At 72.3% G+C, this 26937-nt stretch carries 28 protein-coding genes and 1 pseudogene; 16 read left to right on the forward strand and 13 right to left on the reverse strand.

What is annotated here, in order from left to right; translation table 11 throughout:
- Positions 1-11 precede the first annotated feature (11 nt).
- The 6 genes from AB5J54_RS02580 (at position 12) to AB5J54_RS02605 (ending at position 7232) form a co-directional block, all read left to right on the forward strand.
- Complete coding sequence (locus AB5J54_RS02580; RefSeq protein ID WP_369142209.1) at positions 12-872, forward strand: helix-turn-helix transcriptional regulator; 861 nt, start codon at positions 12-14, stop codon at positions 870-872.
- Positions 873-1054: 182 nt separating this feature from the next.
- Positions 1055-3742 carry a class IV lanthionine synthetase LanL gene (lanL, locus tag AB5J54_RS02585; RefSeq protein ID WP_369142210.1) on the forward strand — a complete coding sequence of 896 codons (2688 nt, stop codon included), beginning with the start codon at positions 1055-1057 and terminating at the stop codon, positions 3740-3742.
- Positions 3743-3848: 106 nt separating this feature from the next.
- A complete protein-coding gene (locus tag AB5J54_RS02590; RefSeq protein WP_167352188.1) occupies positions 3849-4004 on the forward strand; it encodes a VenA family class IV lanthipeptide in 156 nt (51 codons plus the stop codon).
- Between the two features lie 121 nt (positions 4005-4125).
- The gene (locus tag AB5J54_RS02595) at positions 4126-5235 is read left to right on the forward strand and encodes an ATP-binding cassette domain-containing protein (RefSeq protein ID WP_369142211.1); all 1110 of its coding nucleotides are present in this window, start codon (positions 4126-4128) and stop codon (positions 5233-5235) included.
- A complete protein-coding gene (locus tag AB5J54_RS02600; protein ID WP_369142212.1) occupies positions 5232-6086 on the forward strand; it encodes an ABC transporter permease in 855 nt (284 codons plus the stop codon). Before AB5J54_RS02595 ends, AB5J54_RS02600 begins: the two co-directional genes overlap by 4 nt.
- A gap of 105 nt (positions 6087-6191) precedes the next feature.
- Positions 6192-7232, forward strand: coding sequence for a vWA domain-containing protein (locus AB5J54_RS02605; RefSeq protein WP_369142213.1), 1041 nt, complete (start codon positions 6192-6194; stop codon positions 7230-7232).
- A gap of 24 nt (positions 7233-7256) precedes the next feature.
- On the opposite strand, the gene AB5J54_RS02610 is transcribed toward AB5J54_RS02605, so the two are convergent.
- Positions 7257-7865: an HAD family hydrolase gene (locus AB5J54_RS02610; RefSeq protein WP_369149194.1), complete on the reverse strand. Its 609-nt coding sequence runs from the start codon at positions 7863-7865 to the stop codon at positions 7257-7259.
- A 130-nt stretch (positions 7866-7995) separates the two neighbouring features.
- Between AB5J54_RS02610 and AB5J54_RS02615 the strand changes: the two genes are divergently transcribed.
- A complete protein-coding gene (locus AB5J54_RS02615) occupies positions 7996-8898 on the forward strand; it encodes an NAD-dependent protein deacetylase (protein WP_369142214.1) in 903 nt (300 codons plus the stop codon).
- 82 nt (positions 8899-8980) lie between these two features.
- Here AB5J54_RS02615 and AB5J54_RS02620 read toward each other — a convergent pair whose 3' ends face one another.
- Positions 8981-9124 carry a hypothetical protein gene (locus AB5J54_RS02620; RefSeq protein ID WP_369142215.1) on the reverse strand — a complete coding sequence of 48 codons (144 nt, stop codon included), beginning with the start codon at positions 9122-9124 and terminating at the stop codon, positions 8981-8983.
- 235 nt (positions 9125-9359) lie between these two features.
- On the opposite strand from AB5J54_RS02620, the gene AB5J54_RS02625 reads away from it, so the two are divergent.
- Together AB5J54_RS02625 and AB5J54_RS02630 are read left to right on the forward strand one after the other, a co-directional pair.
- The gene (locus tag AB5J54_RS02625; RefSeq protein ID WP_369142216.1) at positions 9360-11666 is read left to right on the forward strand and encodes a hypothetical protein; all 2307 of its coding nucleotides are present in this window, start codon (positions 9360-9362) and stop codon (positions 11664-11666) included.
- A gap of 21 nt (positions 11667-11687) precedes the next feature.
- Positions 11688-12236, forward strand: a complete 549-nt coding sequence (locus AB5J54_RS02630; RefSeq protein ID WP_369142217.1) for a GNAT family N-acetyltransferase — start codon at positions 11688-11690, stop codon at positions 12234-12236.
- A gap of 17 nt (positions 12237-12253) precedes the next feature.
- Here AB5J54_RS02630 and AB5J54_RS02635 read toward each other — a convergent pair whose 3' ends face one another.
- Both AB5J54_RS02635 and AB5J54_RS02640 read right to left on the reverse strand, forming a co-directional pair.
- Complete coding sequence (locus AB5J54_RS02635) at positions 12254-13090, reverse strand: NAD(P)-dependent oxidoreductase (protein ID WP_369142218.1); 837 nt, start codon at positions 13088-13090, stop codon at positions 12254-12256.
- 149 nt (positions 13091-13239) lie between these two features.
- Positions 13240-14049, reverse strand: coding sequence for an alpha/beta fold hydrolase (locus AB5J54_RS02640; RefSeq protein WP_369142219.1), 810 nt, complete (start codon positions 14047-14049; stop codon positions 13240-13242).
- Positions 14050-14302: 253 nt separating this feature from the next.
- On the opposite strand from AB5J54_RS02640, the gene AB5J54_RS02645 reads away from it, so the two are divergent.
- Positions 14303-14782 carry a carboxymuconolactone decarboxylase family protein gene (locus tag AB5J54_RS02645; protein WP_369142220.1) on the forward strand — a complete coding sequence of 160 codons (480 nt, stop codon included), beginning with the start codon at positions 14303-14305 and terminating at the stop codon, positions 14780-14782.
- A gap of 65 nt (positions 14783-14847) precedes the next feature.
- Here the strand turns inward: AB5J54_RS02645 and AB5J54_RS02650 are convergent, their stop codons facing one another.
- From AB5J54_RS02650 to AB5J54_RS02670, 5 genes are read right to left on the reverse strand one after another with little or no spacing between them, the layout of a single operon-like run.
- Entirely contained in the window at positions 14848-15546 is a 699-nt protein-coding gene (locus tag AB5J54_RS02650; protein ID WP_369142221.1) for an HAD family hydrolase, read from the reverse strand.
- Positions 15543-16628 (reverse strand): ABC transporter ATP-binding protein, encoded by a 1086-nt coding sequence (locus AB5J54_RS02655; RefSeq protein ID WP_369142222.1) that lies wholly within the window; start codon positions 16626-16628, stop codon positions 15543-15545. Before AB5J54_RS02655 ends, AB5J54_RS02650 begins: the two co-directional genes overlap by 4 nt.
- A gap of 3 nt (positions 16629-16631) precedes the next feature.
- The gene (locus AB5J54_RS02660) at positions 16632-17555 is read right to left on the reverse strand and encodes an ABC transporter permease (RefSeq protein WP_369142223.1); all 924 of its coding nucleotides are present in this window, start codon (positions 17553-17555) and stop codon (positions 16632-16634) included.
- A complete protein-coding gene (locus AB5J54_RS02665) occupies positions 17543-18436 on the reverse strand; it encodes an ABC transporter permease (RefSeq protein ID WP_369142224.1) in 894 nt (297 codons plus the stop codon). Before AB5J54_RS02665 ends, AB5J54_RS02660 begins: the two co-directional genes overlap by 13 nt.
- A complete protein-coding gene (locus tag AB5J54_RS02670) occupies positions 18436-19581 on the reverse strand; it encodes an ABC transporter substrate-binding protein (protein ID WP_369142225.1) in 1146 nt (381 codons plus the stop codon). Before AB5J54_RS02670 ends, AB5J54_RS02665 begins: the two co-directional genes overlap by 1 nt.
- Positions 19582-19843: 262 nt before the next feature.
- Between AB5J54_RS02670 and AB5J54_RS02675 the strand changes: the two genes are divergently transcribed.
- On the forward strand, positions 19844-20596 hold the full coding sequence (locus AB5J54_RS02675; RefSeq protein WP_369149195.1) for a GntR family transcriptional regulator: 753 nt from the start codon (positions 19844-19846) through the stop codon (positions 20594-20596).
- 230 nt (positions 20597-20826) lie between these two features.
- Here AB5J54_RS02675 and AB5J54_RS02680 read toward each other — a convergent pair whose 3' ends face one another.
- Positions 20827-21333, reverse strand: coding sequence for a hypothetical protein (locus tag AB5J54_RS02680; protein ID WP_369142226.1), 507 nt, complete (start codon positions 21331-21333; stop codon positions 20827-20829).
- A 103-nt stretch (positions 21334-21436) separates the two neighbouring features.
- Here AB5J54_RS02680 and AB5J54_RS02685 point away from each other — a divergent pair.
- The 5 genes and pseudogenes from AB5J54_RS02685 to AB5J54_RS02705 all read left to right on the forward strand — a co-directional run.
- Positions 21437-21682 (forward strand): annotated as a pseudogene (locus AB5J54_RS02685) (peptidoglycan-binding protein); the annotation flags it as partial.
- 72 nt (positions 21683-21754) lie between these two features.
- Positions 21755-22138, forward strand: coding sequence for a VOC family protein (locus AB5J54_RS02690; RefSeq protein WP_369142227.1), 384 nt, complete (start codon positions 21755-21757; stop codon positions 22136-22138).
- A gap of 111 nt (positions 22139-22249) precedes the next feature.
- A complete protein-coding gene (locus AB5J54_RS02695; RefSeq protein ID WP_369149196.1) occupies positions 22250-22777 on the forward strand; it encodes an NUDIX hydrolase family protein in 528 nt (175 codons plus the stop codon).
- A gap of 88 nt (positions 22778-22865) precedes the next feature.
- The gene (locus AB5J54_RS02700) at positions 22866-23534 is read left to right on the forward strand and encodes a HEAT repeat domain-containing protein (protein ID WP_369142228.1); all 669 of its coding nucleotides are present in this window, start codon (positions 22866-22868) and stop codon (positions 23532-23534) included.
- Between the two features lie 6 nt (positions 23535-23540).
- On the forward strand, positions 23541-24545 hold the full coding sequence (locus AB5J54_RS02705; protein ID WP_369142229.1) for a HEAT repeat domain-containing protein: 1005 nt from the start codon (positions 23541-23543) through the stop codon (positions 24543-24545).
- Positions 24546-24570: 25 nt separating this feature from the next.
- Here AB5J54_RS02705 and AB5J54_RS02710 read toward each other — a convergent pair whose 3' ends face one another.
- From AB5J54_RS02710 to AB5J54_RS02720, 3 genes are read right to left on the reverse strand one after another with little or no spacing between them, the layout of a single operon-like run.
- Entirely contained in the window at positions 24571-25077 is a 507-nt protein-coding gene (locus AB5J54_RS02710; RefSeq protein WP_369149197.1) for a dihydrofolate reductase, read from the reverse strand.
- Positions 25078-25085: 8 nt separating this feature from the next.
- A complete protein-coding gene (locus tag AB5J54_RS02715) occupies positions 25086-25883 on the reverse strand; it encodes a thymidylate synthase (protein WP_369142230.1) in 798 nt (265 codons plus the stop codon).
- Between the two features lie 51 nt (positions 25884-25934).
- The gene (locus AB5J54_RS02720; protein ID WP_369142231.1) at positions 25935-26882 is read right to left on the reverse strand and encodes a nitrilase-related carbon-nitrogen hydrolase; all 948 of its coding nucleotides are present in this window, start codon (positions 26880-26882) and stop codon (positions 25935-25937) included.
- Positions 26883-26937 lie beyond the last annotated feature (55 nt).

Here is a 26937-nt window from a genome sequence, read left to right on the forward strand (position 1 = left end):
ACACTGGGGGCATGGATGACCGTGGCCGCGAACTCGCCGATTTCCTCCGCACCCGCCGTTCCCGGCTGACCCCCGACCGGGCCGGCCTGCCCGAGGACCACCGGGTACGCCGCGTGCCCGGCCTGCGCCGCGACGAGGTCGCCCGACTCGCCGGAGTCAGTACGGAGTACTACACGCGCCTCGAACAGGGGCGGGCCCAGAACCCCTCCCCCGAAGTCGTCGAGGCCCTCGCCGGCGCCCTGCGTCTCGACCCGTCCGAGCGGGAGCACCTCACCGATCTCCTGTCCCGGCCCGCACCGGTCCGGCGCGCCCCGGCCGGGCCCCAGCGGGTGCGGCCCGGCCTGTATCTGATGCTGCAGACGCTCGACCACGTGCCCGCGTTCATCCTGGGCCGGCGGACGGACGTCCTGGCCTCCAACCGGCTCGCCCGCGAGGTCCTCACCGACTTCGACGCGCTGCCCGCGCCCCACCGCAACCTCGCCCGCTACTACCTGCTCGACCCCGAGGCCCGGGCACGCGTCGGCGACTGGGAGCGCATCGCCGCCGAGACCGTCGCCATGCTCCGTCTAGAAGCGGGCCGCAACGCTCAGGACCGTCGGCTCGCCGACCTGATCGGCGAGCTCACCGTGAAGTCCTCGGAGTTCACGAGGTGGTGGAACGACCACCGGGTGCTGCGCCGCACCCACGGCGCCAAGCACTACCACCACCCGACCGCCGGTGAGCTGCACTTCTCCTACGAGTCCTTCCAGGTCCCCGGTGACACCGAACAGACCCTGTGCGTCTACAACGTCGAACCGGGCTCCGGCACGGCCCGGGCTCTGCGGAGCCTCTCGGGTCTCGCCGCCGGTGCGGACGAGCTGGTGGAGACGTAGCTGGTCACCGCCGCCCACGGCGTCGCAAACGTGCGCCGCTCGCTGCGCCGGGCGCGCCTCTTGGCGGGGCTACCACGTCGCGCGCTCGCTGGATGAAGTGAATCCAGGTACCTGCGTGTTGGTCCGTTCATGCCGTCGGGCACCTTCCCGTCAGCGGTTCTCACCGTTGAGAGGGACACGCAATGACGAGCCACGCTACCGAAGTCGAGCTGGAAGACCTCCTCCGCCGAGCACTGGACGCCACGGGTACGGGTGCGCGCTGGGCGGTCGAGGCGGACGAGATGTGGTGCCGGGTCGCGCCCGTCGCCGGGACGCGGCGCGCACAGGGGTGGAAGCTGCACCTCTCGGCCACGGCCGCCTCCGCGCCGGCGGTCCTCACCAGGGCCCTGGGCGTGCTGCTGCGGGAGAGGTCGGGGTTCAAGTTCGCCCGGTCCCTGGAGCAGGTCAGTGCCCTCAACTCCCGTGCGACGCCCCGCGGAAGCTCGGGCAAGTTCATCACCGTCTACCCGCGGTCGGACGCGGAGGCGGCCTCGCTCGCCCAGGAGCTGCACGGCGCGACGGCGGGCCTTGCCGGCCCCCGGATCCTGTCCGACCAGCCGTACGCCGTGCGCAGCCTGGTGCACTACCGCTACGGGTCGTTCGTCGGCCGGCGGCGTCTCTCCGACGACGGTCTGCTGGTGTGGTTCATCGAGGACCCCGACGGCAATCCCGTGGAGGACCGGCGCACCGGCCAGTACTCCGCACCGCCCTGGGCCGAGTGTCCGTTCCCCGCCGTGGTGCCGGTGGCGCCGCGTAGCGGGGACGCGAAGAACCGTCCGGTGGTGCTCGGTGGCCGCTTCGCGGTGCGGGAGGCGATCCGGCAGACGAACAAGGGCGGTGTGTACCGGGGCAGCGATGCCCGTACGGGCGCGGGCGTGGTGATCAAGGAGGCCCGGCCGCACGTGGAGGGCGATGCCTCCGGCAGTGATGTACGGGACTGGCTGCGCGCCGAGGCCAGGACGCTGGAGAAGCTCAGGGGCACGGGGCTCGCCCCGGAGGCCGTGGCGTTGTTCGAGCACGGCGGGCATCTGTTCCTGGCCCAGGACGAGGTGCCGGGCGTGACCCTGCGCACCTGGGTGGCCGAGCACTTCCGCGACGTGGGAGGCGAGGGCTACCGCGCCGACGCGCTCGCGCAGGTCGCGCGGCTCGTGGACCTGGTGGCGGAGGCGCACGCCCGTGGACTGGTCCTGCGGGACTTCACACCGGGCAATGTCATGGTGCGACCGGACGGCGAACTGCGCCTCATCGACCTGGAGCTCGCCGTCCTGGAGGACGAGACGGCGCTGCCGACCCGTGTGGGGACGCCCGGGTTCAGCGCCCCCGAGCGGCTGGCCGACGCGCCCGTCTCCCCGACGGCCGACTACTACAGTCTCGGGGCCACCGTCTGCTTCGTCCTGGCCGGGAAGGTTCCCCATCTCCTGCCCGAGGAGCCCGGCGACAGGTCTCCGGAGGAGAGGCTCGCCGCCTGGCTGACGGCCTGCACCGGTCCGCTTCAACTCCCGGACCGGGTCGTGGAGATGATCCTCCGGCTGATGCGTGACGATCCCGCCCAGCGATGGGATCCGGCCACGGCCCGCGAGGCCCTGAGGCCGGCGGACACGGCGCCGCAAGGCGGTGTCGTACGGTCGGCGCCCCGTGTCGGCGCGGGCGGCGAGGCGCGAGGCGGCACGGTGCACGAGGACGTGGTCGCCGGGCTCGTGAACCACCTCGTCGACTCGATGACGCCCGAGGACGAGCGGCGGCTGTGGCCCGTGTCGACCCTGGCCGGGGAGAGCGACCCCTGCACCGTGCAGCAGGGCGCCGCCGGTGTCCTGGCCGTACTGACCCGGTACTTCGAACTCACCGGCGACCCGCGCCTGCCGGAGCTGCTCTCCACCGCGGGCCACTGGATCGCGGATCGCACCGACCTCCGTTCCCTCCGCCCCGGCCTGCACTTCGGCGGCCGCGGCACGGCCTGGGCGCTGTACGACGCCGGGCACGCCGTCGACGACCGCCGCCTCATCGACCACGCACTGGCCCTGGCGCTCGCACCGCAACAGGTGACGCCCCATCACGACATCACGCACGGCACCGCGGGCAGCGGACTCGCCGCCCTCCACCTGTGGCAGCGCACCGGGGACACGCGGTTCGCCGAACTGGCCGTCGACGCGGCCGACCGGCTGGCCGCCGCCGTCACGCGCGAGGCGACGGGGGTGGGCTGGGCGGTGCCCGGAGAGGCCGATTTCCCGGAGGGCGGCAAACGCTACCTGGGCTTCGCGCACGGGACGGCCGGCATCGGCTGCTTCCTCCTCGCCGCCGCGGACCTGTCCCGGCGCCCCGCTCACCGCGAACTGGCCGTGGAGATCGGCGAGGACCTGCTGGCCACCGCCGTATCCATCGGGGAGGCGGCCCAGTGGCCCGCTCAGACCGGTGACTTGCCCACGGCCCCGTACTGGTGCCACGGCGCGGCCGGCATCGGGACCTTCCTCGTCCGGCTGTGGCGGGCCACCGGGGACGAGAGGTTCGGCGAGCTCGCCCGCCGCGGCACCCGTGCCGTCACGGAACGCGCCTCGCGTGCCGCGCTCACGCAGTGCCACGGGCTCGCGGGCAACGGCGACTTCCTCCTCGACGTGGCGGACGCCACGGGAGAGTCGGTCTACCAGGACATGGCCGAGGACCTGGCCGGACTCCTGCTGGCCGAAAGAGCACACCGTCGGGAACAGGTGGTGTTCCCCAACGAATACGGGGACGTCTCGACCAGCTGGAGCGACGGGTCTGCCGGGATCCTCGCCTTCCTCCTGCGGGTCCGCCGTACGAGCCCCCGCCACTGGATGGTCGAGCCGGCGGGTTGAGCACCACCCCTCCCCCTCCCCCAGACTCCCGGCGCCGGCTCGACCGGACGCCGGGTCGAGCGGCAGAGCAGTGCTGCCGCCATCACAGAGAAAGAAGGACAATCCCATGGAGAACCAGGACCTCGAACTGCTGGCCCGTCTGCACGCCCTTCCGGAGACCGACCCCGTCGGTGTCGACGGAGCGCCGTTCGCCGCGACGTGTGAGTGCGTCGGCCTGCTGACCCTCCTCAACACGGTCTGCATCGGAGTCAGCTGCGCGTAGGACAGCCGGCACCATCCGGCCGGCGGCTGTCCCGGGCACCCGCCGGCCGGAGCACCAAGGGAAGAGCGGCACGCACCTGCGGCCGCCGATGCGGCGAACGCGGAGACGAGGACCAGACCCCATGCAGCGACACGCCGGTGATGACGGGCTCGCCCCGGCGGCCCTCAGGACGGCCGCGCCCCCGCGTCCGCACATCCCACCGCCCCCGCCCGGGCCCCCGTACGCCATCAGCACGCGCGGTCTGGTCAAGAGCTATCCGGGACCGGAGGGTACGCCCACGCACGCGGTACGCGGCCTGGACCTGGACGTGACGCAAGGCGAGACGTTCGCCTTCCTCGGCCCCAACGGCGCCGGGAAGTCCACCACCATCGCCATGCTGTGCGCGCTCGCCCGTCCCACCTCCGGTCACGCCACGGTGGCCGGCGCCGACGTCCTCACCCAGCCTCAGGAGGTACGGCGCCGGGTCGGCATGCTCTTCCAGCACAGCGCCGTGGACCCGGACCTGACGGCCGAACAGAACCTCCACATCCACGCGCGCCTCTACGGTCTGTCTCGCCGCGACGCCCGCGGCCGTACCGCCGAGGTACTCGAGACCGCGGGTCTCGCCGACCGGCGCCGCTCCCCCGTACGGACCCTGTCCGGAGGCATGCGGCGCCGCCTGGAGATCGCCCGCCAGCTGCTGCACACCCCCGCAGTGCTGTTCCTGGACGAGCCGACCACCGGGCTCGACCCGCACGCCCGGACCCAGGTCTGGGAGCACCTGTCTGCCCTGCGCGAAAGGCACGGCAGCACCCTCTTCGTCACCACCCACTACCTGGAGGAGGCGGAGAACTGCGATCGCCTCGCCATCATCGACCGCGGCCGGCTGGTGGCACAGGGCGCTCCTCACGCGCTCAAGTCCGCGATCGGGGACGACCGGGTCGTCCTGCGCACGGGCGACGACCGGGCGGCGCGGCGGGTCGTGCACCGGATCGCGCCGCCCGACCGTGCCGTCACCGTGGACGCCGACGGCGTCCGCCTGCGGCTTCCGGGCGGCAGCGGCTGGATCCCCCGCCTGTGCGCTGCCCTTGAGGCCGACGGCATCGCGGTGCACGCCGCTTCGGCGACGCCGCCCACGCTCGACGACGTCTTCTTCCACCACACCGGGCGCAGCATGGACGCCACCCGACCCGTTCGGCCGGCCGCCACCCCCGTGGCCGAGGCCACGGCGGAGACCGGAGGCGGCCGATGACCACCCTCACCCGGACGTCTCCGGTGACGCCTGCCGCCGAGCGGGGCACCCGCCTGCGGCACGAACTGCGCGCGGTGCACGCCCTGATCCACCGCGATCTGCTGCGTCTTGCCGGCCAGCGCGCCCACACGGCGCTGATGCTGCTCCACCCCGTGCTCTACCTCTTCCTCCTCGGAGGCGGACTGGCCGCCCTCATCCCCCGGTCCTCCCTGGGCGTCGGCTACCAGACGTACCTCTTCCCCGGCATGCTGATGATGACCGTGCAGACGCCCGCGATCATGGTCGGGATCCGTCTGATCACCGACCGGGAGAGCGGCTACCTGCGGGAGCTCCTGATGGCGCCGGTGCACCGCTCCACCCTGCTCCTGGGAAGCTGCGCCGGCGGCACTCTGACGGCCACCGTGCAGGGTGCCGTCCTGCTGGGCCTGGCGGGCGTGGCAGGCCTGCCGTACGACCCCGTGCTCCTGGTGCTGCTGCTCGCCGGGATGATCCTGGCGTCGTTCACCATCACCGCGCTGGCACTCGCGCTGGCCGTGGGCCTGCGCAGGGCCGAGACGTTCCACACGCTGCTCGGCCTGGTGATGATGCCGCTGCTGTTCCTCTCGGGCGGCTTCTTCCCGCTCACGGCGCTGCCCGGGTGGGTGCGCGCGCTGTCCGACGCCAACCCCCTCGCGTACGCGGTCGACCTCCTCCGCCGCACGATCGCCCTCCGGGTGCCGGACCGGGCGGCCGCCGCCGGCGTCGAGTGGGCCGGCGGGCCACCGCCCCTCCTCCTCGAAGCGGTCCTCCTCCTGGCGGGCGGCATCCTCGCCCTGTCGTGGGCCGCGCACCGCTTCAGCCGTCCCGAATGACCGACGGCACCTGCGGCTCCATTCCCCCGCCTCGGCGCCCGAGGTCGATTGTCAGTGGTGGATGAGAAGGTAGAACCATCACGACGGAATGAGGGGGAACCTGTCTTGTCCGGAAAGCAGAACTACATCAATCACGTCGCCCTTGTGCTGGACGCCAGTTCGTCCATGTCGCATCTGAGTGGCAAGGTCGTGGAAGTCGCCGATCAGCAGATCGCCTATCTGGCCCGCCGCTCCAGGGAACTCGACCAGGAAACGCGCGTCACGGTGTACGTCTTCGCGGACAAGGTGGAGTGCGTCATCTACGACAAGGACGTGCTGCGGATGCCGTCGCTGAAGCAGCTGTACCGGGTCGGTGGAATGACGGCCCTTCTCGCGGCCGCGCTGAAATCGCAGCGGGAACTGGCGCAGACGGCGCAGCTGTACGGCGACCACAGCTTCCTGACGTTCCTTCTGACGGACGGCCAGGAGAACGCCAGTCACCGCTGCCCCGACGCCCCCGTCCGGAATGCGCGTCAACTGGTGGACGCCGTCGCCGAGATGATCCAGGGCCAGGAGGACAACTGGACCCTCGCCGTCCTCGTACCGGACCAGATGAGCAAGCGCGAGGCCATGAACTGCGGCTTCCCGAAGGAGAACATCGCCGTCTGGGACGCGACGAGCACACAGGGTCTGGAGGAGGCCGGTCAGGTCATCCAGGAGGCCACCGAGAAGTTCATGGTGGGACGTACCAAGGGAATCCGCGGATCGCGGGCCGTGTTCTCCACGGGTGCGGACGCGGTCAACAAGGACACCATCGAGGCGGCCGGTCTCACCCCGGCGGATCCGTCGGCGTACGAGCTGATTCCGGTGGCCCGTGACGCGGCGATCCGGGAATGGGTCGTCGAATCCGGGCACACCTATCGCACGGGTTGTGCCTATTACCAGCTGAGCAAGCCGGAGAAGATTCAGGCGCGGAAGCAGATCGCGGTACTGGAGAAGAAGACGGACCGGGTGTACACGGGGCCTCAGGCCCGCGCTCTGCTCGGCCTTCCGGACGTGGAGACGCGCGTCAAGCCGGACCAGAACGACGAATTCACCATCTTCGTACAGAGCACTAGCGTGAATCGGAAGCTGGTCTCCCGGACGCGGCTTCTCCTCATGGTCTGAGGAATGCTGTTCGGCGAGGATTCGTCATTCGGCGCCGAGATGCGCTGCGATGCGTGAGATGGTCCGGGCGTTGTCCTCGAACAGATGGGCCTGCATGCCCGCCGCCCGGGCCGCCTCCACGTTGACCGCGACATCGTCGATGAAGAGACAGTTCTCCGGCCGCACGTCCAGGCTGGTGCACGCTGCCTCGAAGGCGCGCCGGTCGGGCTTCTCGATGCCGATCTCGTGCGAGTAGACGATCCGCTCGACCAGTTCGTCGAAGCGGTACAGCGCCGTCTCCCGCTCACGGGCGCCGACGAAACTGTTGCTCAGGATGCCCAGCCGGCAGCGACCGCGGAGTTCTCGCACATGGTCGATGAGCTCGGTGTTCGGGGTCCCGAGGTACTCCGTCCAGAGATCGGCCATGAATTCCTCGACCTGGGGACCGTCGAGCGCCAGACGCGCCGCCACCTGTTCGTGCACATGGCGTTCGCCGATGCTCCCGACGCTGCCGGCCAGCCAGACGTCACGCATCCGCTGGTGCACGGTGCCACCGGGCAGCGCCAGCCGCTCCTCCCACCGTTGCACCCATCCCGTCTCCGGCGTGAGCTCCAGCACGCCACCGATATCGAAGATCACGCAGGTCTCGGACACCAGCACTTCCCCCTCGTCGTTCCGGCCCCCACCTTCCCCACTCCCCCCAGGCCGTGGTCAAGCGATCTACGCAGCCTGTGACGCCGCTGTCGCAATCGCGGACCGGGTGGCTGTTCCGTACCCTGGCGGCATGCGCATGCGCCCCACTCTGAGCTGGATCCCCGACGAGGACCTGCCACCGGGTACGACGGACCTGGGGCCGGTCGCCGAGGCGCTGGGCGCCGGTGGTGTGCTGGTGCTCAGCGGCGCGGGGATCTCCACGGAGTCCGGTATCCCCGACTACCGGGGCGAGGGCGGAAGCCTCAGCCGGCACACCCCGATGACCTACCAGGACTTCACCGGCAGCGCCCAGGCCCGCCGCCGGTACTGGGCGCGCAGCCACCTCGGCTGGCGCACCTTCGGGCGCGCCCGGCCGAATGCCGGGCACCGAGCCGTCGCCGCCTTCGCGCGCCGCGGCCTGCTCTCCGGTGTGATCACGCAGAACGTCGACGGCCTGCACCAGGCCGCCGGCAGCGGAGAGGTCGTGGAGCTGCACGGCAGTCTGGCCCGGGTCGTCTGCCTGTCCTGCGGCACGTACAGTCCGCGCCGCGAGCTCGCCCGGCGGCTGGAAGAGGCCAACGCGGGCTTCGAGCCGGTGGCGGCCGGAATCAATCCGGACGGTGACGCCGACCTCACCGACGAACAGGTCGCGGACTTCCGCGTCCTGCCCTGCGTGAACTGCGGCGGCATCCTCAAGCCCGACGTGGTGTTCTTCGGCGAGGCCGTCCCGCCGCAGCGGGTCGAGCACTGCCGCACGCTGGTCGGCGAGGCCGCGTCGCTGCTGGTCCTCGGGTCCTCACTCACGGTGATGTCGGGCCTGCGGTTCGTCCGTCAGGCGGCGCAGGCCGGGACCCCGGTGCTGATCATCAACCGGGACCCGACCCGCGGCGACCGGCACGCCCTCACCCGTATCGCGCTCCCCCTCGGGGCGGCCCTCACCACGCTCGCGGAGCGGCTGGGCGCCCACGTCGGCGAGCAGGCCGGGCTCGGCTGAGGCCCCGCGGTCCCGGGAGGGCGGTGCTGCCGGCCAGGGCCTGCCAGGCGTCGCGGCCCAGGCGGGACTTTCCGGACAGGCCCTAGCGGTGCTGGAGCCAGTACACGAACCAGGTCACGGCCGCGGAGCCGGCGGCGCCTGCCGCTCCGATCGCGGCTTGCAGGAGCAGACGGCGCCACACGGGTGTACGGGGCTGCTCGCGTGTGACGTCATCGGTGCCGCTCATGGGTCGTCCTCCTGGGTCCGCCGGGTCGCCGTCCACCGACGGTCCCGGCCCGTGGTGTGTCGCGATCAACGGTGCCCGGCCGAGAGGCGGAACGGGGAGCTGCGGTGTTGCCGCTTGGAGGTGGCATCGGAAGCGCGGCCGTCGGCGAAGTCCGGCCGCCGAGCGTCGTGTTGACGCTTCAGGTGGCAACACCCGCAACAGGACGCGCCCTTGGCGCACGGCGGATACTGCGGGCATGCCTGACAGCACCTTCGAGACGACCGACGCGAGGCCCGGCCGGCAGCGCAAGCCCGCGCAGCTGGCGGCGCTCAAGGACAGCGTGCCCGCCGAGAGACGGGCGCTGGCCGAGGATCTCCGCGCGCTGTTCGGTGCTCTGGGCATCAGCGTGCGGCGTTATGCCGCGCGCCGGCACCTCGACGCGAGTTCCGTGACGCGCTACCTCAACGGCGAGCGGGTCCCGCCGTGGGAGTTCGTCGCCGACCTGATCGGCACCGTCGGGGAACTGTCCGCCCCGTTGACGCCGCAGGCCGAGGCCGCGCTCCGGGAGACCCACCGGACGGCCCTGAAGGCGAACCGCCGCAGCGGCAAGATGCAGGAGCTCCAGGACGAACTCGCCGACGTCGACGAGGAGAGCCGCCGGATCAGGACCCGGCAGCGCGCCCTGGAGGAGGCCCTGCTCGACCGGGAGCGCAGCCTCTCCGATTCGCTGAGGCGCTGCGCGAGCCTGGAGCTGAAGCTGGACGAGCAGCAGTCGGCCCATCGCGCGGATGTGGCGCTGTGGGAGGGCGAGTACGAGCAGCTGCGGAGCGAATGCGGCGACCTGCGCCAGGAGGTGCTGTTCCTTCAGGAGGCGCTCGCCGTCACCAGGGCCGAGCTGATCGCCGCGGAGGACCAGTGCCATCGCCTGGAGGTCGAACTCGACGCGCTGGCCGAGCTGGAGCCCCGGGGCGAGGGCGCGTCGTCGTTGATGGCGGCGCTGGAGGCGGCGGACCGTACCGCTTCCGTCGCGGAACTGGTCGCGGTCGTCGGCGATCTGGAGGCCCGTACGCAGCAGGCGATCGCGCGTGAGCTCGTCTCGTCGGCCAGTCGTTCCCGTCGGGTCGAGGAGGTCGCGGCGCTCCTTTCGGGCTTACGGCAGGCGGGCCTGCACGCCCATGCGGAGACGGCGGTTCCGGCGCTGGTGATGACGCGGCCCGTGGCCGAGACGGCGGCGCTCGCCGCCGAGCTGCACCGCGCGGGCTTCGAGGACGGCGTGGCGACGCTGCTGCGCTCGTCGGTGGAGCTGCACGCGCCGTGCGACATCGTCGGTCTCGGCCTCGGTCTGCACCGGGATCGGCTGGGGGAACTGGCGGAGAGCCTTCTCGCGGCCGCCTTCGCCGTCCGCACGGTCACCGATGTGGTCGCGATCGTGGTGTGGGCCGCCGGCACCGAGGTCGAGGGGGCGACCGCCTCGGCCCTGGGGCTTGCCGCGGCCCACCGGAACGCCCAGGAGCTGGCGGAGCTCACCATCGCCCTGCGCAACGCGGGCCGCGACCGGCACGCGCTCGCGCTGCACGACGCGGTGGCCGACCGCGGGACGGCCAGGGACGTCGTCCACACCGTCGAGTGCTTCGGGGCGCGGGGGTTGGGCGCGGACGCCGACCGGATCCTGACCGCGACGCAGGAGCGGGGCGTGTCGCATGTGCTCCCCCTGGTGAGGTGCCTGGTGCAGGCCGGGTACAGCGAGGCCGCCTCGACGGTCGTGGACCGTGCGGTGGAGCGCTGGCAGGCCGCCGACGTCGCCACCATGATCGCCGCGCTCTACAGCACGGACTTCTTCCCTCAGGCCTCGCAGGCGTTGATGGCTGCCATGGGTCGGTCGGCCGAGTCGACGAGGGTCCTCTTCCACTCCCTGGACGAGGCGTACCCGGGCGCCGAGGCGGTGGTGGAGATGGTGTCCGCGTCGGGAAGCCCCGAGCGGGCCGCCTATCTGCTGACGTCCCTGGACCGCGGTGGGCTGCCGTCGCTGGCCGAGGTGGTGTTCCAGCAGACCCTGTCGCAGCGGCCCACGGGCTACGCGGGGCTGTTCCTGCGGGTCCTTGACGTGTCCGACGCGGCGGTGATGCGGGAATCCGCCCTGTACGACCGGGCCTGCGCCGCCGCCGGGCCGGAGATGGCGCCGCTCCTGCTCGCGCTGGCCGCCGCCCGGCTCTTCTCGGCGGTCGACGCGGTGGGCCGCGGTTGCGTCGACGGGCGCGACACGGGCGCGCTCGTCCTGCTGTTCAAGCAGCTCCACCACCTGGACCACCCCACGCAGCCGCGCGCCGCGAGCGTCATCGCACGGATCGGCGACGCGGTGACGGGCTCCTGGACGGTGCGGGAGCAGGTGTCGCTGGCGATCGCCCTCGCCCACGCCGAACTGACCGAGGACGCCGAGCTGTTCACACGTCGGGGCGGCGTCCGGCCGGGGTTCAGGAGCACCTTGAGGCAGGAGCAGAACAAGCACGCGCAGAAGGTCTTCTCCCGCACCTTCTGGAAGAAGGGCGGCCACGGCGCCGAGTAGCACAGGCTCTAACGTGGGCGCATGCTCACGACGACGCCACGGGTCGAACTCCACCCGCTCACCCTCTCCGACCAGGACGAGTTCTGCGCGCTCGTGCGGGCCAGCGCGGAGCTGCACCATCCGTGGATGCAGCTGCCCGCGACGGCGGAGGACTTCCGGGCCTGGATGCACCGCTTCGACGACGGCAGCAACCTGGGCTTCCTGATCCGTGTCCGGGAGACCGGCGCGGTGGCCGGTACGGTCAACATCAACTCGATCATCCGGGGGCGCTACCAGGGCGCTTCGATCGGCTACGCCGCGTTCGCCCCGTCCGCGGGGTCCGGCTACATGACCGAGGGGATCGCCCTCACCCTCCAGTACGCCTTCACCGAACTGCGACTCCACCGGGTGGAGGCCTGCATCCAGCCGGGCAACAAGGCGTCCCTGGCGCTGGTCCAGCGCCTCGGCTTCCGCTTCGAAGGGGTGTCGCCGGCCTACCTCTACATCGACGGCGACTGGCGGGACCACGAACGCTGGTCCCTCACCGCCCCCACCCCGTGGACACCGGACCCGTCCCTGCCGGAGGTCTGACGGGACGTCCGGTCGATTCACCCGTCGGCGGCCCGGGGCTGGAGGAACTCCCGGACTCCCCGGAGCCGGGTGGCCAGACGGCTCTGGGTCGCGCGGCTGTCGAGCACGATCCGGAGCCCTCCGGGCAGGTCGGTGTCGGCGCGCCGTCCGGTGGCGAGCCGGGAGGCGTCGAGGCCGTCCCGCCGCGCGATGAGCATGCCGAGTTCGTGGCGGGTGACGGCGTCCGGGCCGGCGAGGTGGAAGACGCCGGTTCTGTCGGAGGTGGTGATCTCCCAGAGCGCGGCGGCCAGGTCGCGTACGTGGACGGGGCAGCGGACGTCGTCGGTGAACAGGGCCCCGCGCCACCGGCCTGCCACCAGGTCGTGCACCAGGCGCTCGTGATCGGAGCGGCCGTCACCGACGATCAGCGAGGTCCGCGCGACGACCGCATCCGTACCCAGGAGCCGTACGGCGGTCTCGGCCGTCGCCTTCGCCGCTCCGTACGGGGTGGCGGGGTCCGGCAGGCACGTCTCGTCGTACAGGTCGCGCCGACCTGAGAACACGGCGTCGCTGGAGACGTGGACCAGCCGGATGCCCCGTCGCGCCGCGACCCGGGCCAGGTGCATGCCGCCCTCGGCAGTGACCGCCCAGTCGGCCCCGCCGCTGCTCGCGTTGACGACCGCACGGGGTTTCACCGCGTCCAGGACCGAGTGCAGGCTGGTGGGGTCGCGCAGATCCAGGCGATGCCAGGACACCCCTGGCGCCTCACCCGGGCGTGAGTGGAAGGTGGCGGCCGTGTCCCGGCCGGCGGAACTCCCCTGGCGGGCGATTTCGGCGCCGAGGTATCCGCTGCCGCCCACGATCAGTACTGTCATGCCGTCCCACGCTAGCCGGGAACCGCCGCCCACGAACGGGTGCCGTGCGGTGTCACCCGTGAGGGGCGTCATTCGGGATTCGCCGGAACCCAGCCGGGTCGGCGGTCGGGCGTCCAACGCCCGGGCCGGCGCGGACCAGTGCCCCGTCCTCACAGGCGGTCGGCCATGAACTCGGTCAGGTCGCGGAGTACGCGGTCCGGGTCCTCCCAGTACGCGACGTGGCCCACGCCCTCGTAGACGAGGAGCCGGGAGTCGGGGATCGTGTCGAGGATGGTCTGCTGGTCCTCGCGGGTCAGGATGGGGTCCTTGTCGCCCCAGACGACCAGGGTGGGGACGAGGATGCCCGACAGGGTGGCCCGGAGGTCGGTCTCGAGCAGGCCGCGCAGGGTCTCGCGCCAGACGTGGGCCGGGGCCTTCAGGGTCTCGTCGGCGAGGGTCTGCAGGAAGCCGCGTCCCAGGGGGGTTGCCGTCAGGCCGTCCACGAAGGATGCCGCGAGCTCCGGATCCACGGGGTCCTTCAACTCGCTGACGGCTTCCCAGAATTCGTCGGCCTTCGGCTTGTCCGCGAGGGTGGCCGGCACGCCCAGCAGGACGAGGCCCGCCACCCGGTCCGGCCGACGGCCCGCGACGATCCGGGCGTACACCCCGCCGCTCGATCCGCCCACCAGTACCGCGCGTTCGATGCCCACGCCGTCCATGAACGCGACCAGGTCCTCGGCGAAGTCCTCCGGCAGGTAGCCCTCGGCCGGTTTGTCGGCGTCGCCGTGGCCGCGCTGGGTGGGAGCGTAGGCGTGCAGCCCGGCCGGCATGCGGCGCAGCATCGGTTCGAACGTCCACCAGGAGTCCAGGTAGCCGTGCACCAGGACGAGCGGTACGCCCCCCGAACGGCCGGCCTCCGCGTACGGAAGCGTGGGGCGCCCCTCCCCCAGGACGGCGCTGTGCACGGCGACGGCGGCCATCGCGGCCCTCCTCACCTCTCCTTCCTCCAGCATAGGAAGGAGACGGGCGGGGGGACAGTCGGGGCGTTTCGGGGCCGTACCTCAGCGGGTCGGCGTGGTCTCCCGGCGCTCGACGCCGGCCGCCGTCGTTCTGTGACATCCGCCGCCGGTGACTCAGACCACACGGCGGGGCCGTCACACGGATCGGGGGCGTCGGCGTCTTGTGTTCGCCCTGTGCGGCACGGCCATCGACACCACGAGTGAGGACGACGTCATGGAACCCCGTTTCCACCTGTTCGACAGCCCGACCGCGGCCAAGGTCGCCAAGCGCTTCGCCACCACCTCGCTGGCCCTGGAGGAGTCGACGCTGTCGGCGTCCCTGCGGGAGCTGGTGCAGCTGCGGGTCGGCCAGATCAACGGCTGCGGTTTCTGCGTGGACGCCCACGCCAAGGAGGCCGCGGCCGCCGGTGAGTCCGCGGTCCGGCTCAGCCTGGTCGCGACCTGGCGGCACAGCACGGTGTTCACCGAGGCGGAGCGGGCCGCGCTGGCGCTCGCCGAGGAGGGCACCCGTCTGGGCGACCACGGTGTGTCCGACGGGACCTGGGCCGCGGTGCGCAAGCACTACGACGACGATCAGATCGGCGCCCTGGTCTGCCTGGTCTCCCTGATCAACGCGGCCACCCGCATGAACGTGATCGTGCACAACCCGGGCGGCTCGTACGAGCCCGGGATGTTCGCGCGTGTCGCCGGCTGACCTGGGGGGAAGGAGCGCGGGCCCGTCCCTTGAGGGGACGGGCCCGTGCCGTGCGCGGAAGCTGTTCAGCTCCGGGCGGCCGCTCTGTCGCGGACGTGGCGGCGCAGGCCGTCGAGGGACACCTGCTGCAGGCTGTCCGCGAAGACCCGGTCCGGGCCCGGAGGCACCGGCAGCATCGAGGGGACCACGAGGACCGTGCAGCCGGCGGCGTCGGCCGAGGCGGCTCCGTCCGGGGAGTCCTCGACGGCCACGCAGGCCGCCGTCGGCACGCCGAGCCGCTGGGCGGCCGTGCGGTACGGGTCGGGGTGCGGCTTGGTGCGTGCGGTGTCGTCGGCGGAGAGGGTGAGGGCGAAGGGGACGTGCGCGAGCGCGCCGCCGACGACCGAGTCGACCACCGAGCGGGGTGAGGCGCTGACCAGCGCGAACGGCAGTCCTGCCTGTTCCAGTTCGGCGAGGAGCCGGTCCGCTCCGGGGCGCATGGGCGCGCCCTCGTCGATGCGCTTCTGGAAGGCGGTGGTCAGGGCCGTCGCGACGCCGTCCGGGTCGGGCGCGCCGGTGGCTCGTACGAGGTGGGCCGCGGTGTCCTCGACGGCGCGGCCGACGACCTCGGGCGCGTCGGTGTCCGTGAGCCGGTGTCCGAGGCGGGCGGCGACCTCCTCCGTCGCCTGCCACCAGAGGACCTCGGTGTCGACGAGGGTGCCGTCCATGTCGAAGAGGACCGCGGCGAGTCCGTTCACCGCTTCCTCACCGGTACCGCGCGTCACCGCTCCGTCCTCGGTACGACGAGGGCGGGGTGCGGGGCGAGGCCGACGGTGGCACGGGTCCCCGGGGTCAGGTCGGCCGCGTCGCGTGACGGGAGGTCCGCCTTGACCGTCGTACCGCGGTGGTCGAGGTGGACGCGGGTGACGGAGCCGAAGAAGGAGGTGGAGACGATGACGGCCTCGCCGTCGGTGTCGGCGGTCACGGTGACGTTCTCGGGGCGGACGAGCACCTCGACGTCGCGGGTGCCGGGGACGTCTCCGTCGACGGGGAGTCTGCTGCCCGCGGCCTCCACGAGGCCGGAGTCCGTGAGGCGGCCCGGCAGGCGGTTCATGGTGCCGACGAACTCGGCGACGAAGGCGGTCGCGGGGCGGCGGTACAGCTCGGCCGGGGCCGCGCACTGCTCCAGTCGGCCCGCGTTGAGGACGGCGACGCGGTCCGCCATGGACAGCGCCTCCTCCTGGTCGTGGGTGACGAACACCGTGGTGATGCCGAGGGAGAGCTGGAGCCGGCGGATCTCCTCGCGCAGGCTGAGCCGGACCTTGGCGTCGAGGGCGGAGAGGGGCTCGTCCAGGAGCAGGACGCGCGGGCGCAGGGCGAGGGCCCGTGCGAGGGCCACGCGCTGCTGCTGGCCGCCGGACATCTGGTGCGGGTAGCGGTCGCCGTGTTCCGGCAGGCCGACGAGGTCGAGGAGTTCGGCGGCGCGGGCGTGGCGCTCGGCGGCGCCGGTCTTGCGGACGCGGAGGCCGAAGGCGACGTTGTCGCGGGCGGTGAGGTTGGGGAAGAGGCTGTACGACTGGAAGACCATGCCGGCGTCGCGGCGGTTGGCCGGGACGTGGGTGATGTCGGCGCCGTCCACGAGGACTTCGCCGGAGTCGGGGCGTTCGAAGCCGGCGAGGACCCGCAGGGCGGTGGTCTTGCCGCAGCCCGACGGGCCGAGGAGCGCGAGGAGTTCGCCCGGTTCGACGGTCAGGTCGAGGCCGTCGAGGGCGACGGTCGTGCCGAACGCGCGGCGCAGGCCGCGGAATTCGACGCGGGCCCCGGTGGCGGCGGTGGACTCCGTCCGTTCCGCTGTGGCAGAGGTCATGGGTCAGGACTCCTTGCGGGAGGTGCGGGGGGCTCCGGGCGTGCCGGCCGGTGCCGTTCCGGCCCGGGACAGGACGAGGAGCAGCGCCCAGGTGATGAGGAGGCTCAGGAGGGAGACGGCCACCGACATGCGGGCCTGGGCGCCGGAGATGGAGACGATCCACACGGCGAAGGGCCGGAAGCCGAGGATCGAGGCGATGGTGAACTCGCCGAGGACCAGGGCCAGGGTGAGGAAGGCGGCTCCGGCGAGCGAGGAGCGCAGGTTGGGCAGGATCACCCGGAGCATGACGTACGGCCAGGAGGCCCCGCAGTTGCGGGCGGCCTCGACGAGGGTCGGGACGTCGACGGCGCGCAGTCCGGCGTCGAGGGAGCGGTACACGAACGGCAGGGCCATGACGGTGTACGCGAGGACCAGGACGAAGGGGAAGTCCTCGTTCTGGACGGCGAGGAACGTCTGGTAGAGCGGGGTCCGCGACAGGTGGTCCGGGCCCCAGCGCAGTACGGTGCTGATCCCGGTGACGAGCGCGATCGGCGGCACCACGAGCGGCAGCATGCACATCACCTCGACGACCGGCCGCAGGCGCGGCGCGCCGAGCCGGACCGCCACCAGGGCGGGCACGGCGAGCAGCAGGGCGAGCGCGATGGTGGCGGCGGCGAGGCCGAGGGAGAGCAGCAGGCTCTCGGTGAATCCGTCGGCGGAGAGCAGCGCGGTGTAGGCCTCGAAGGAGACGCCCTGGCCGGGGGTGTGCACGGTGAAGACGAACGAGGCGATCAGCGGGACGAGGAAGTACGCGCCGCCCAGGCCGAGGACGAGGCCGCGCCATACGCGGGGGCGGCGACGGGTCCGTACGGGGGTGGTGGGCCGGGCCGCCGCCCGCGCCGCGGACTCCGGGGTGACGTCCGGGGCGGTGGAGGTCATCGCAGCCATCGGGCGCTCCTGCGCTGGAGGGGGAGGTAGACCGCCATGACCAGGCCGGCGATCAGGATCATGTCGAGGCCGAGGGCGAGGGCGACGTTCTCCTGGCCGACGAGGACGTTCCCGGAGAGGGCGTCCGCGATCTTCAGGGTGACCAGGGGTACGGAGCCGCCGACGAGGGCCGCGGCGGTCGCGTGGGCGGCGAAGGCGCTGCCGAAGAGCAGCACGAACCCGCCGAGCAGCGAGGGCGCGAGGACCGGGATGCCGACGTGGCGCCAGTACTGCCGACCGCCGGCGCCCGCGTTCTGCGCGGCCTCCCGCCATTGGGGGCGCAGGCCGTCGAGGGCGGGCAGGATCACCAGGACCATGAGGGGGATGAGGAAGTACAGGTAGACGACGGCGAGGCCGCCGAAGGAGTACAGGTTCCAGCCGAGGCTGGTGAGGTCGGCGAGCTGGGTGACGACGCCGGAGATGCCGACGGTCGCGATGAACGCGAACGCGAGGGGGACGCCGCCGAAGTTGGCGAGGACTCCGGAGGCGGTGAGGACGGCGCTGCGCAGGGCCTGGGACCGGGAGGTGACGACGGCCTGGGCGATGAGGACGCCGAGGACGGAGCCGATCAGGGCGGTGAGCGCGGAGAGTTGCAGGCTGCCGAGGAGCGAGCCGAGGTAGGGGCCCTGGAGCGAGCGGCTCAGGTGCTCGCCGGTCAGGGCGGTCGCGCCGGTGGCCGGATCGGTGCGGGTGACGGCGCCGTACAGGAGGGCGCCGAGGGGCAGTCCGAAGGCCAGGGCCGTGAAGGCGATCAGGGGGAGGGCGGCGAGCCAGGTGCGGGGGCCGCGCCGCCGGCGGCTGGGGCCGCCGGCGGTTCCCGTGGTGGGGGTGGCTGAGGACATCAGGAGAGGGCCTTGTCCCACTTCTCGGCGAGGGTGGCCTTGGCCTTGTCGAGCTCGGCGGAGGCCGGGAAGGCGGGGGTGCCGTCGACCTTGGGGAGCTTGGCCACGAAGGTCTTGTCGGCGGTGCCGTCGGCGGTCATGGCCGGGAGCAGGACGGGGCGGGCGTAGCCCTTGAGCCAGAGGTTCTGGCCCTCGGTGCTGTAGAGGAACTCCATCCACAGGCGGGCGGCGGCGGGGTGCGGGGCGTCCTTGCTGACGGCCTGCGAGTAGAACTGCGCGTAGACGCCGTCGGTGGGGACGGCGACCTGCCAGTCGACGCCCTTGCTCTTGAACTGGTCGGCGTAGCCGGCGTTGAGGTAGTCCCAGTCGATGCTGATGGGCGTCTCGCCCTTCTCGACGGTGGCCGGGGTGGACTCGACGGGGATGAAGTTGCCGCTCTTCTTCAGCGTGCCGAAGAAGTCGATGCCGGGCTGGATGTCGGCGAAGGAGCCCTTGTTGGCGAGGGCGGCCGCGTACACGCCGCCGAAGGCGGAGCCGGACTTGGTCGGGTTGCCGTTGAGGGCGACCTTGCCCTTGTACTCGGGCTTGAGGAGGTCGGCGAAGGTCTTCGGGCAGTTCGGGATGCGCTTGGCGTCGCAGCCGATGGAGACGTAGCCGCCGTAGTCGTTGTACCAGCGGCCGTCCGCGTCCTTCTGGGCCGCGGGGATCTTCTCCCAGGCCTCGACCTTGTACGGGGCGAACAGGCCTTCCTCGGCGCCGCTGCGGGCGAAGGCGATGCCCAGGTCGAGGACGTCGGGGGCGCGCTTCTGGCCCTTGCGGGACTTGACGGCGGCGATCTCGTCGGCGCTGGAGGCGTCCGGGTTCTCGCTCTCGACCTTGATGCCGTACTTCGTCTCGAACGCCTTGATCAGCTCGCCGTAGTTGGCCCAGTCCGGCGGCAGGGCGATGACGTGCAGCGCGCCCTCCTGCTTGGCCGCCTTGGCGAGGGCGTCCATGCCGCCGAAGTCCTTGGCCGAGGCGGCGGTGGCCGCCTTCGCACCCTTGCCGTCCGTGCCGACCGCGCCCTCGGGAGCGGCACCGCAGGCGGTGAGGGTGGTCAGGGCGACGGCGCCGAGCAGGGCTGCAACGACGGGGGTTCTGCGCACGGGTTCTCCCAGAAGCAAGTGACGGAACTTGTCTGAACAAGACGCCCCTAGTTCGCCCGCGCCCCCTGTCCGGAAAGTGAACGGGACATGGCCAGATCCAGACGCCTCCCGGAAGAGCCGGTTGTGATGAACCACAGCTGAACCACGTGGACTTCAGATGAATCGACAGATCCTTCCGGCGTCAGCTCGGCGGGTTAGGGTGGCCGTCGGGACAGCACACCCCGTGACCGGGTGCGCACAGTGAAGTACGAGATGGGGGCCGATTGTGACGGCGCTGTACGTGGAGATCGCGGAGGGACTCCGCCGCTCGATCCTCAACGGCGAGTACGCCGTCGGCGCCCGCCTGCCCTCCGAGAGCGACCTCGCCGACCGCTGGTCCGCGTCACGCGGCACGGTGCGCCAGGCCGTCGCCCTGCTCACCTCGGAAGGCATCATCGGCTCGCGCCAGGGCGCCCGTCGCATCGTGCTCCGCAGGGAGCGCCGGCACAGCTTCGCCGAGCTCCACAGCTTCGCCCAGTGGGCGCGGACGATGGGCTACCGCTCGGCGAGCCGCTTCCTCCACCGCGAGCGGCGCCGGGCCACTCCGGAGGAGGCACGCCGTCTCGCCCTCCCGGAGGGGGCCGGGGTCCTCGACGTCCTGCGCCTGCGCTGCCTGGACGACGAACCGGTGATGGTCGAACGCACGGCGTACGCGGAGTGGGTCGCGCCCACCGTCGAGTCCCTGCCCGTCGACTGCGCCTCGATCATGGACAGCATGGCCGAGGACGCGGGGATCGTCGCCCACTACGGCGAGCACCTCATCGACGCGGTGCCCGCCGGGAGCGACGACGCGCGTCTGCTCCGCGTGCGCCGCGGCAGCCCGCTCCTGCGGCAGCGGCACCTCACGAGCAATCAGGACGGCCGCCCCATCGAGTGGACCGAGGACCGCTACCGCGCGGGGAGCGTCACGTTCAACGTGAGCAACTCGGTGGGCACGGCGCCTCTGGTGCGGGACCCCGGCTCACTGCTGATGTGAGGACCTTGCCGCGGCAGTGACCTGCGTCACTTGTTAAGGGTTGTTTAAGAATCAACGTCGCGAACGTTCCCTTTTCGTATGCCTTGGGCGCAGTTGACGCTTGCCTTGACTGACAGTCACATTCTCCTCGGCTTCGCCGCACCTTCCCTGGCTTCACCACATCTGGAGCATCGATGCGCCACAGGACTGCCCTGACCACAGCAGTCACGACCGACGCCGCCGGACCGGCGTCACGTCCCGCGCAGGACGACGGCATCTTCGGGAAGGTCGCCGCGCCCGGCGGCGGGCCGGGGGCACGCGCGCAGGACGTCGAGTTGTTCGACGTCACCCGGACCCTGCCGCCCGTTCGGGGAGAGGACGGGCCGCGCGGACGCCACGGAGCGGGGAAGCCCCGGCCCGTACGGAAGGCGTCGCGGTCGCGGCGGGCCGCGAAGGCGCCCGAGCGCGAAAGCCGGAGCGGCCTCTCGCTCCCGCTGCTGATCACCGGCGCGCTCGCCGCGGGGATCGGCCTCGCGGTCGGCCTCACGTCCGAGCCGGACCGGACGTCCACGGACGGTCTGTCCCTCGTGATGCCCGACCTGCCGACACCCCACGCGACCCCGGACGCCGAGCCGTCGGCCGCCGGCCGCCGGCCGGACCTCCACGCCGACGGCAGCGGCGGCGGCCGTCGAGACGGCCGCCGCTCCGCCGTCGTCGGCGCCCGCTCCCCCGCCGTCGACGGCCGCTGCCCCGCCCACGACGGCACACCGGCCGACACCCACCCCCACGCCGACCCAAGGTTCCCCCCGGCCCGATCGGCCCGACGCGTCCACGCTCGCGCTCGGCAGCACCGGGCCCGAGGTCGTGGACCTCCAGCGACGCCTCCAGCAGCTGTACTTGTACCTCGGCTCGGCCGACGGAGTCTTCAGCGAGTCCGTGGAGGCGGCGCTGAGCCGCTTCCAGGTGGCCCGCGCCATCCCTGAGGAGCCGGGCGTCTACGGACCGATGACCCGCACGGCCCTGTACGCCGAGACCGACCGGCCCGGCCGGAAGGGCCGGAACGGCTCGGACGACCGGGGCGACCGGAGGAGCGGCTGGGACGACTGAGCCGATCAACCAGCACACGGGAGCCGCCATATGACGGCACGTCACGACGGGTCGGCACGTACACTCGCCGGTATGGCATCCCGCATCAGTGAGCTGGTCCTCGACTGCGCCGACCCCGAGCGTCTTGCCGCGTTCTGGAGCGAGGTCCTCGGCTACGTCGAGGTCGGCCGCGAGGAGGACGGAAGCATCGAGATCGGGCCGGCCGGCATCGGGTTCGGCGGTGCGCAGCCGACGCTCGTCCTGAGCCCCAGCAGCGAGCCGCGGACCGGGAAGCTGCGTCTGCACATCGATGTCAACGCCACCGACCGCGACCAGGACGCCGAGCTGGAGCGGCTGCTCGCACTCGGCGCCGAGCCCGTCGACATCGGCCAGACCGGCGCCGAGAACTGGCACGTCCTGGCCGATCCGGAGGGCAACGAGTTCTGTCTCCTGCACCGGAGGCTCAAGCCCCTCTGACCGCCGCACGGCAGCGGCAGACCACACTCCCGCCCGAACTCCCACCCGGCCGGCGGACACGCGGCCTGGGCCGAAGCCCCGCCCGGAAAGTATGATCAAGCGATGTCCGACATGACTGAGACCACGCCCGGCTGGCTGACCACGGACGAACTGGACACGGCCAGGTCCCGGATGCCGATCCTGTACGTCGAGGCCGTCCCCGTGCGCGTGGACGACAGCGGCGAAGTCACCAGCATCGGGCTGCTCCTGCGGATCGGCTCCGAGGGAACGATCAGCCGCACCCTGGTGTCCGGCCGCGTCATGCACCACGAGCGGGTCCGTGACGCGCTGCTGCGGCACCTGGAGAAGGACCTCGGGCCCGTGGCCCTGCCGCGCGTCCCCGCCTCCCTGCAGCCCTTCACCGTCGCCGAGTACTTCCCCACCGCCGGCATCACGCCCTTCCACGACCCGCGCCAGCACGCCGTCTCCCTCGCGTACATCGTCCCGGTCACCGGCGACTGCCGCCCGCGGCAGGACGCCCTCGACCTGGTGTGGTTCAGCCCCCAGGAAGCGGGCTCCACGGCCGTGCAGAACGAGATGCCCGGCGGCCAGGGACACCTCCTCAAGCAGGCCCTCGCCCACGTCGGACACACCTACTGAACCCCGCTCCCCCGCAGGGCCTCCCGCGGGGCACCGCTTGACCTTGACACGGTGACAAGGTCTTCAGTGGGGCCCAGGAGGTGGTCCCATGACCATGGCGAACGAGGCCACGAACACGATGCGGGCTCTGCGGGGGCTCGGGAGCGAGAGCGCGTCGGTGCGGCTGCGCGCCGCACTCGCGGTGGGCTCGGCACCGGACCCGCGGTGGGTCGACGAGCTCGTCGGCCGCTGCGCGATCGAGCCGGACTTCCAGGTACGCGAAATGCTCACGTGGGCGCTCACCCGCCACTCGCCGGCGCTGACGCTCCCCCGGCTCCTGGGCGAACTCCGCTCGGAGCCGGCCCAGGCGCGCAGCCAGGCCCTGCACACCCTGTCCAAGATCGGGGACCGTCAGGCCTGGCCCGCGATCACCCGCGAGCTCATGACCGACCCGGACGACGAGGTGGCGCGGAGTGCCTGGCGGGCGGCGGTCGTCCTCGTGCCCGCGGGCGCGGAGTCCGAGCTCGCCGGAGTGCTCGCGACCCAGCTCGGGCGGGGTGGGCGCGAGACGCAGCTGAGCCTCAGCCGGGCGCTGATCGCGCTCGGCGAGGCGATGACGCCGGTCCTGCGCGCCGCGCAGTCGGATCCCCGCCCCGATGTCCGCCGGCACGCGATCGCCACGGAGAAGCTGTCGCGCGACCCGGACGCCGGGTTCGACTTCGCGATCGAGGAGGCCAGGCGGGTCTTGGTGCTCGGCCCGTCCGGCCAGGAGGAGTGACCGTCGGTGTTGATCGGTGACGTGGCGAAGCACTCCGGGGTCAGCGCCCGCATGCTCAGGCACTACGAGGCGCTCGGCCTCGTGCGGCCGACGGGCCGCACGGGCGGCGGCTACCGGGAGTACGCGGAAGCGGACATCCGGCGCATCTTCCACATCGAGAGCCTGCGGTCCCTGGGGCTTTCGCTGCGCGAGGTCGGGCGGGCGCTGGACGATCCCGGCTTCGCGCCCTCGGAGCTCGTCGACGACCTGATCCGGCAGACACGCGAACGCATCGCGGCGGAGACGGAGCTGCTCACGCGGCTGCGCCGGATCGGTTCCGCGGAGCCCGCAGGCTGGCAGGACGTCCTCCAGGTCGTCGCCCTCCTCCAGGCGCTCGGCTCGAAGAGCCCGGAGACGCGCCAGCGCGCCGCGCTGTCCTCGGCGGAGGACGCGCCGGTGCCCGTGGAGGCGCTGGTCGAGGCGGTGCTGAGCGAGGCGGACCCGATCGTCGCGGGAGCCCTCCGCTGGGCCCTCGCACGCTCGGACGACGGCGGGCTGCCGCTCCTCGCCCGCGGCCTCGGGTCACCGGTGGCCGAGGTCAGGAAGCGCGCCGTGCGGTCCGTCGCCGAGATCCCCGGCGAGGAGGCGACCGCCCTGCTGCGGGAGGCCCTCGCGGACCCCGAGGTCGCGGTGCGGAGGTGCGCCGCCCTGGAGCTGGGGGCACGCGGCGTGGCCGACGCGGTACCGACGCTCGTCGACATGATCGTCGAGGAGGCGAACGACGTCGACGCCGCCGACGCGCTGAGCGGGCTGGCGAGCCGTCCCGCGCTCGCGGACCGGATCACCGGCCTGCTGGTCGAGCGCCTCGCCCACGGCACGACGGGGGCGTCCGAGCGCCGGCGCCTCGCGCAGGCCCTCGCGGACATCGCCGGCGACGCGGCCTCACGGGCGCTGGCGGAGCTGTCCGAGGACGAGGACCGCGCGGTCGCGCTGACCGCGACGTACATCCTCGGGATGCGCGAAGCGCGCTGAGGTTCCTACCGGTGGGCCCGTCGGCTCACGGGCGGGTGTACCGGCGGATGCGGTAGCGCAGGCCGGTCGTGGAGTCCCGCCAGCCGGTGTCCTCCGCGGCCTGCCAGTCGGCCTCGACGGTCGGGGCGTAGGTGTCGCCGTCGACCGCGGTGTCGATTTCCGTCACCGAGAGTGTCCGGGCGTGGGGCAGGGCGGCGCGGTAGACCTCGCCGCCTCCCATGACCCAGGCGACGGCCTCGTCGGCCGGCTGCGCCACCCCGGCCGCCAGGTCGAGGGCCGCCTCGATGGATCCGGCGCGCTCCGCGCCCTCGGCCGTCCACTGCGCGTCCCGGGTCACCACGATGTTGCGGCGGCCCACCAGGGGACGGAAGCGGGCGGGCAGCGAGTCCCAGGTCTTACGGCCCATGATCACGGGGTGGCCGAGGGTGGTCGCCTTGAAGTGCGCCATGTCCTCGGGGAGCCGCCACGGGATCGTGTTGTCGGCGCCGATCACGCCGTCGGTGGTCTGCGCCCAGATGAGCCCGATGTTCACACCCGTACTCACACCGCCACCGGAGCCTTGATGCCGGGGTGGTGCTGGTAGCCCACGATCTCGACGTCGGAGAAGGCGTAGTCGAACAGCGAGTCTGCCTTGTGCAGCTTCAGCTCGGGGAACGCGTACGGAGTACGGCTGAGCTGCTCGGTCACCTGCGCCACGTGGTTGTCGTAGATGTGGCAGTCGCCGCCGGTCCAGATGAAGTCGCCCGGCTCCAGACCGGTCTGCTGCGCCACCATGTGGGTGAGCAGGGCGTAGCTGGCGATGTTGAACGGGACGCCGAGGAACAGGTCCGCGCTGCGCTGGTACAGCTGGCAGGAGAGCTTGCCGTCGGCGACGTAGAACTGGAAGAAGGCGTGGCAGGGAGCCAGCGCCATCCGGTCGAGTTCGGCGACGTTCCAGGCGGACACGATCATGCGGCGCGAGTCCGGGTCGCGGCGCAGCGTGTCGAGGACCTGGCCGATCTGGTCGATGTGCCGGCCGTCGGGCGTGGGCCAGGAACGCCACTGCACGCCGTAGACGGGCCCCAGCTCGCCCTTGTCGTCGGCCCACTCGTCCCAGATGGAGACGCCGTTCTCCTGGAGCCAGCCGACGTTGGAGTCGCCGCGGAGGAACCACAGCAGCTCGTACACGATCGATTTGAGGTGCACCTTCTTGGTGGTGACCAGCGGGAATCCCTGCGAGAGGTCGTAGCGGAGCTGGTGCCCGAAGATGCTCCGGGTGCCTGTGCCCGTCCGGTCGGCCTTCGCCGTTCCCGAGGTGAGCACCGTCTTCAACAGGTCTTCATACTGGGTATCCGCCACGGTCGCCGAGTCTACCGCCGGCGACCTCGCACCCTCGACAGGCGGGTGGGCCTATCCCCTGGTCACGGTCGTGCGGGCGGTTTCGTCGACGTGGAGGGTGAAGACGTCGGGGCGGGCGTAGTGGCCGGTGGTGTCGAGGTCGAAGCGGGCGCCCGCGAGCGCGTCGAGGTCGAGCTCGGCGGTCAGGATGCCCTCGCCGTCGCGCAGCGGCCCGGCGAGGACCTCGCCCAGCGGGGAGACGATGACGGAGCCGCCGCCGATCAGTACGGTGTCGGGCTCCTCGCCCTGGACGGGGTGGAGGTCGTCCGGCAGGCCGTCGCGGCGCAGGTACTGGCAGGCGGCGAGGACGAAGCAGCGGCCCTCCAGGGCGATGTGCCGCATGGTGGCCTGCCAGGCGTCGCGGTCGTCGACGGTCGGCGCGCACCACAGGTCCACGCCCTTGGCGTACATCGCGGTGCGCAGCAGCGGCATGTAGTTCTCCCAGCAGATCGCCGCGCCGAGGCGGGCAGTGCCGGTGTCGACGACTGTCAGGGTGGAGCCGTCTCCCTGGCCCCAGAGGTAGCGCTCGGCGGCGGTGGGCATGAGCTTGCGGTGCAGGCCGAGGTAGCCGTCGGGGCCGAAGAAGAGCGCGACGCAGTACAGGGTGCCGCCCTGGCGTTCGACCGCGCCGATCACGGCGTGGACGCCGAGCTCCCGGGTGACGGCGGCGAGCGTCTCGGTCTCCGGGCCCGGGACCTCGACGGCGGCGGCGTGGTAGCGGCGGAAGAGGTCACGGCCCTCGGGGCTGCGGCTGCCGACCGTGATGCCGAAGTCCAGTCCCTTGGGGTAGCCGCCGATGAACGCCTCGGGGAGGACGACGACCTCCGCGCCCCGGTCGGCGGCCTCGCGGACGAGTTCCTCGGCCCGGGCCACCGCGGCCGGGGTGTCGAGGAGCGGGGCGGCCGCCTGGGCGACGGCGACGGTCACGGTGCGGCGGGACTCCGCGGAGATCGGGCTCATGCCCCGACGCTAGGAACACCGCGGCTGATCGGCAAGCACACCGTGACGAGGGCGG

Origin of the sequence: Streptomyces sp. R44 (genome assembly GCF_041053105.1) — a bacterium.
In the GTDB taxonomy this organism is placed as follows: Bacteria; Actinomycetota; Actinomycetes; order Streptomycetales; family Streptomycetaceae; genus Streptomyces.

Bases quoted from the DNA above. Each gene is read 5' to 3' on its own strand.
- AB5J54_RS02660 (WP_369142223.1), bottom strand. From the start codon at position 17,555: ATGGCTGCGATGACCTCCACCGCCCCGGACGTCACCCCGGAGTCCGCG.
- AB5J54_RS02690 (WP_369142227.1), top strand. From the start codon at position 21,755: ATGGCATCCCGCATCAGTGAGCTGGTCCTCGACTGCGCCGACCCCGAG.
- AB5J54_RS02640 (WP_369142219.1), bottom strand. From the start codon at position 14,049: ATGGCCGCCGTCGCCGTGCACAGCGCCGTCCTGGGGGAGGGGCGCCCC.
- AB5J54_RS02655 (WP_369142222.1), bottom strand. From the start codon at position 16,628: ATGACCTCTGCCACAGCGGAACGGACGGAGTCCACCGCCGCCACCGGG.
- AB5J54_RS02595 (WP_369142211.1), top strand. From the start codon at position 4,126: ATGCAGCGACACGCCGGTGATGACGGGCTCGCCCCGGCGGCCCTCAGG.
- AB5J54_RS02600 (WP_369142212.1), top strand. From the start codon at position 5,232: ATGACCACCCTCACCCGGACGTCTCCGGTGACGCCTGCCGCCGAGCGG.
- lanL (WP_369142210.1), top strand. From the start codon at position 1,055: ATGACGAGCCACGCTACCGAAGTCGAGCTGGAAGACCTCCTCCGCCGA.
- AB5J54_RS02590 (WP_167352188.1), top strand. From the start codon at position 3,849: ATGGAGAACCAGGACCTCGAACTGCTGGCCCGTCTGCACGCCCTTCCG.
- AB5J54_RS02665 (WP_369142224.1), bottom strand. From the start codon at position 18,436: ATGTCCTCAGCCACCCCCACCACGGGAACCGCCGGCGGCCCCAGCCGC.
- AB5J54_RS02635 (WP_369142218.1), bottom strand. From the start codon at position 13,090: ATGACAGTACTGATCGTGGGCGGCAGCGGATACCTCGGCGCCGAAATC.
- AB5J54_RS02630 (WP_369142217.1), top strand. From the start codon at position 11,688: ATGCTCACGACGACGCCACGGGTCGAACTCCACCCGCTCACCCTCTCC.
- AB5J54_RS02615 (WP_369142214.1), top strand. From the start codon at position 7,996: ATGCGCATGCGCCCCACTCTGAGCTGGATCCCCGACGAGGACCTGCCA.
- AB5J54_RS02625 (WP_369142216.1), top strand. From the start codon at position 9,360: ATGCCTGACAGCACCTTCGAGACGACCGACGCGAGGCCCGGCCGGCAG.
- AB5J54_RS02645 (WP_369142220.1), top strand. From the start codon at position 14,303: ATGGAACCCCGTTTCCACCTGTTCGACAGCCCGACCGCGGCCAAGGTC.
- AB5J54_RS02580 (WP_369142209.1), top strand. From the start codon at position 12: ATGGATGACCGTGGCCGCGAACTCGCCGATTTCCTCCGCACCCGCCGT.
- AB5J54_RS02695 (WP_369149196.1), top strand. From the start codon at position 22,250: ATGACTGAGACCACGCCCGGCTGGCTGACCACGGACGAACTGGACACG.
- AB5J54_RS02700 (WP_369142228.1), top strand. From the start codon at position 22,866: ATGACCATGGCGAACGAGGCCACGAACACGATGCGGGCTCTGCGGGGG.
- AB5J54_RS02720 (WP_369142231.1), bottom strand. From the start codon at position 26,882: ATGAGCCCGATCTCCGCGGAGTCCCGCCGCACCGTGACCGTCGCCGTC.
- AB5J54_RS02620 (WP_369142215.1), bottom strand. From the start codon at position 9,124: ATGAGCGGCACCGATGACGTCACACGCGAGCAGCCCCGTACACCCGTG.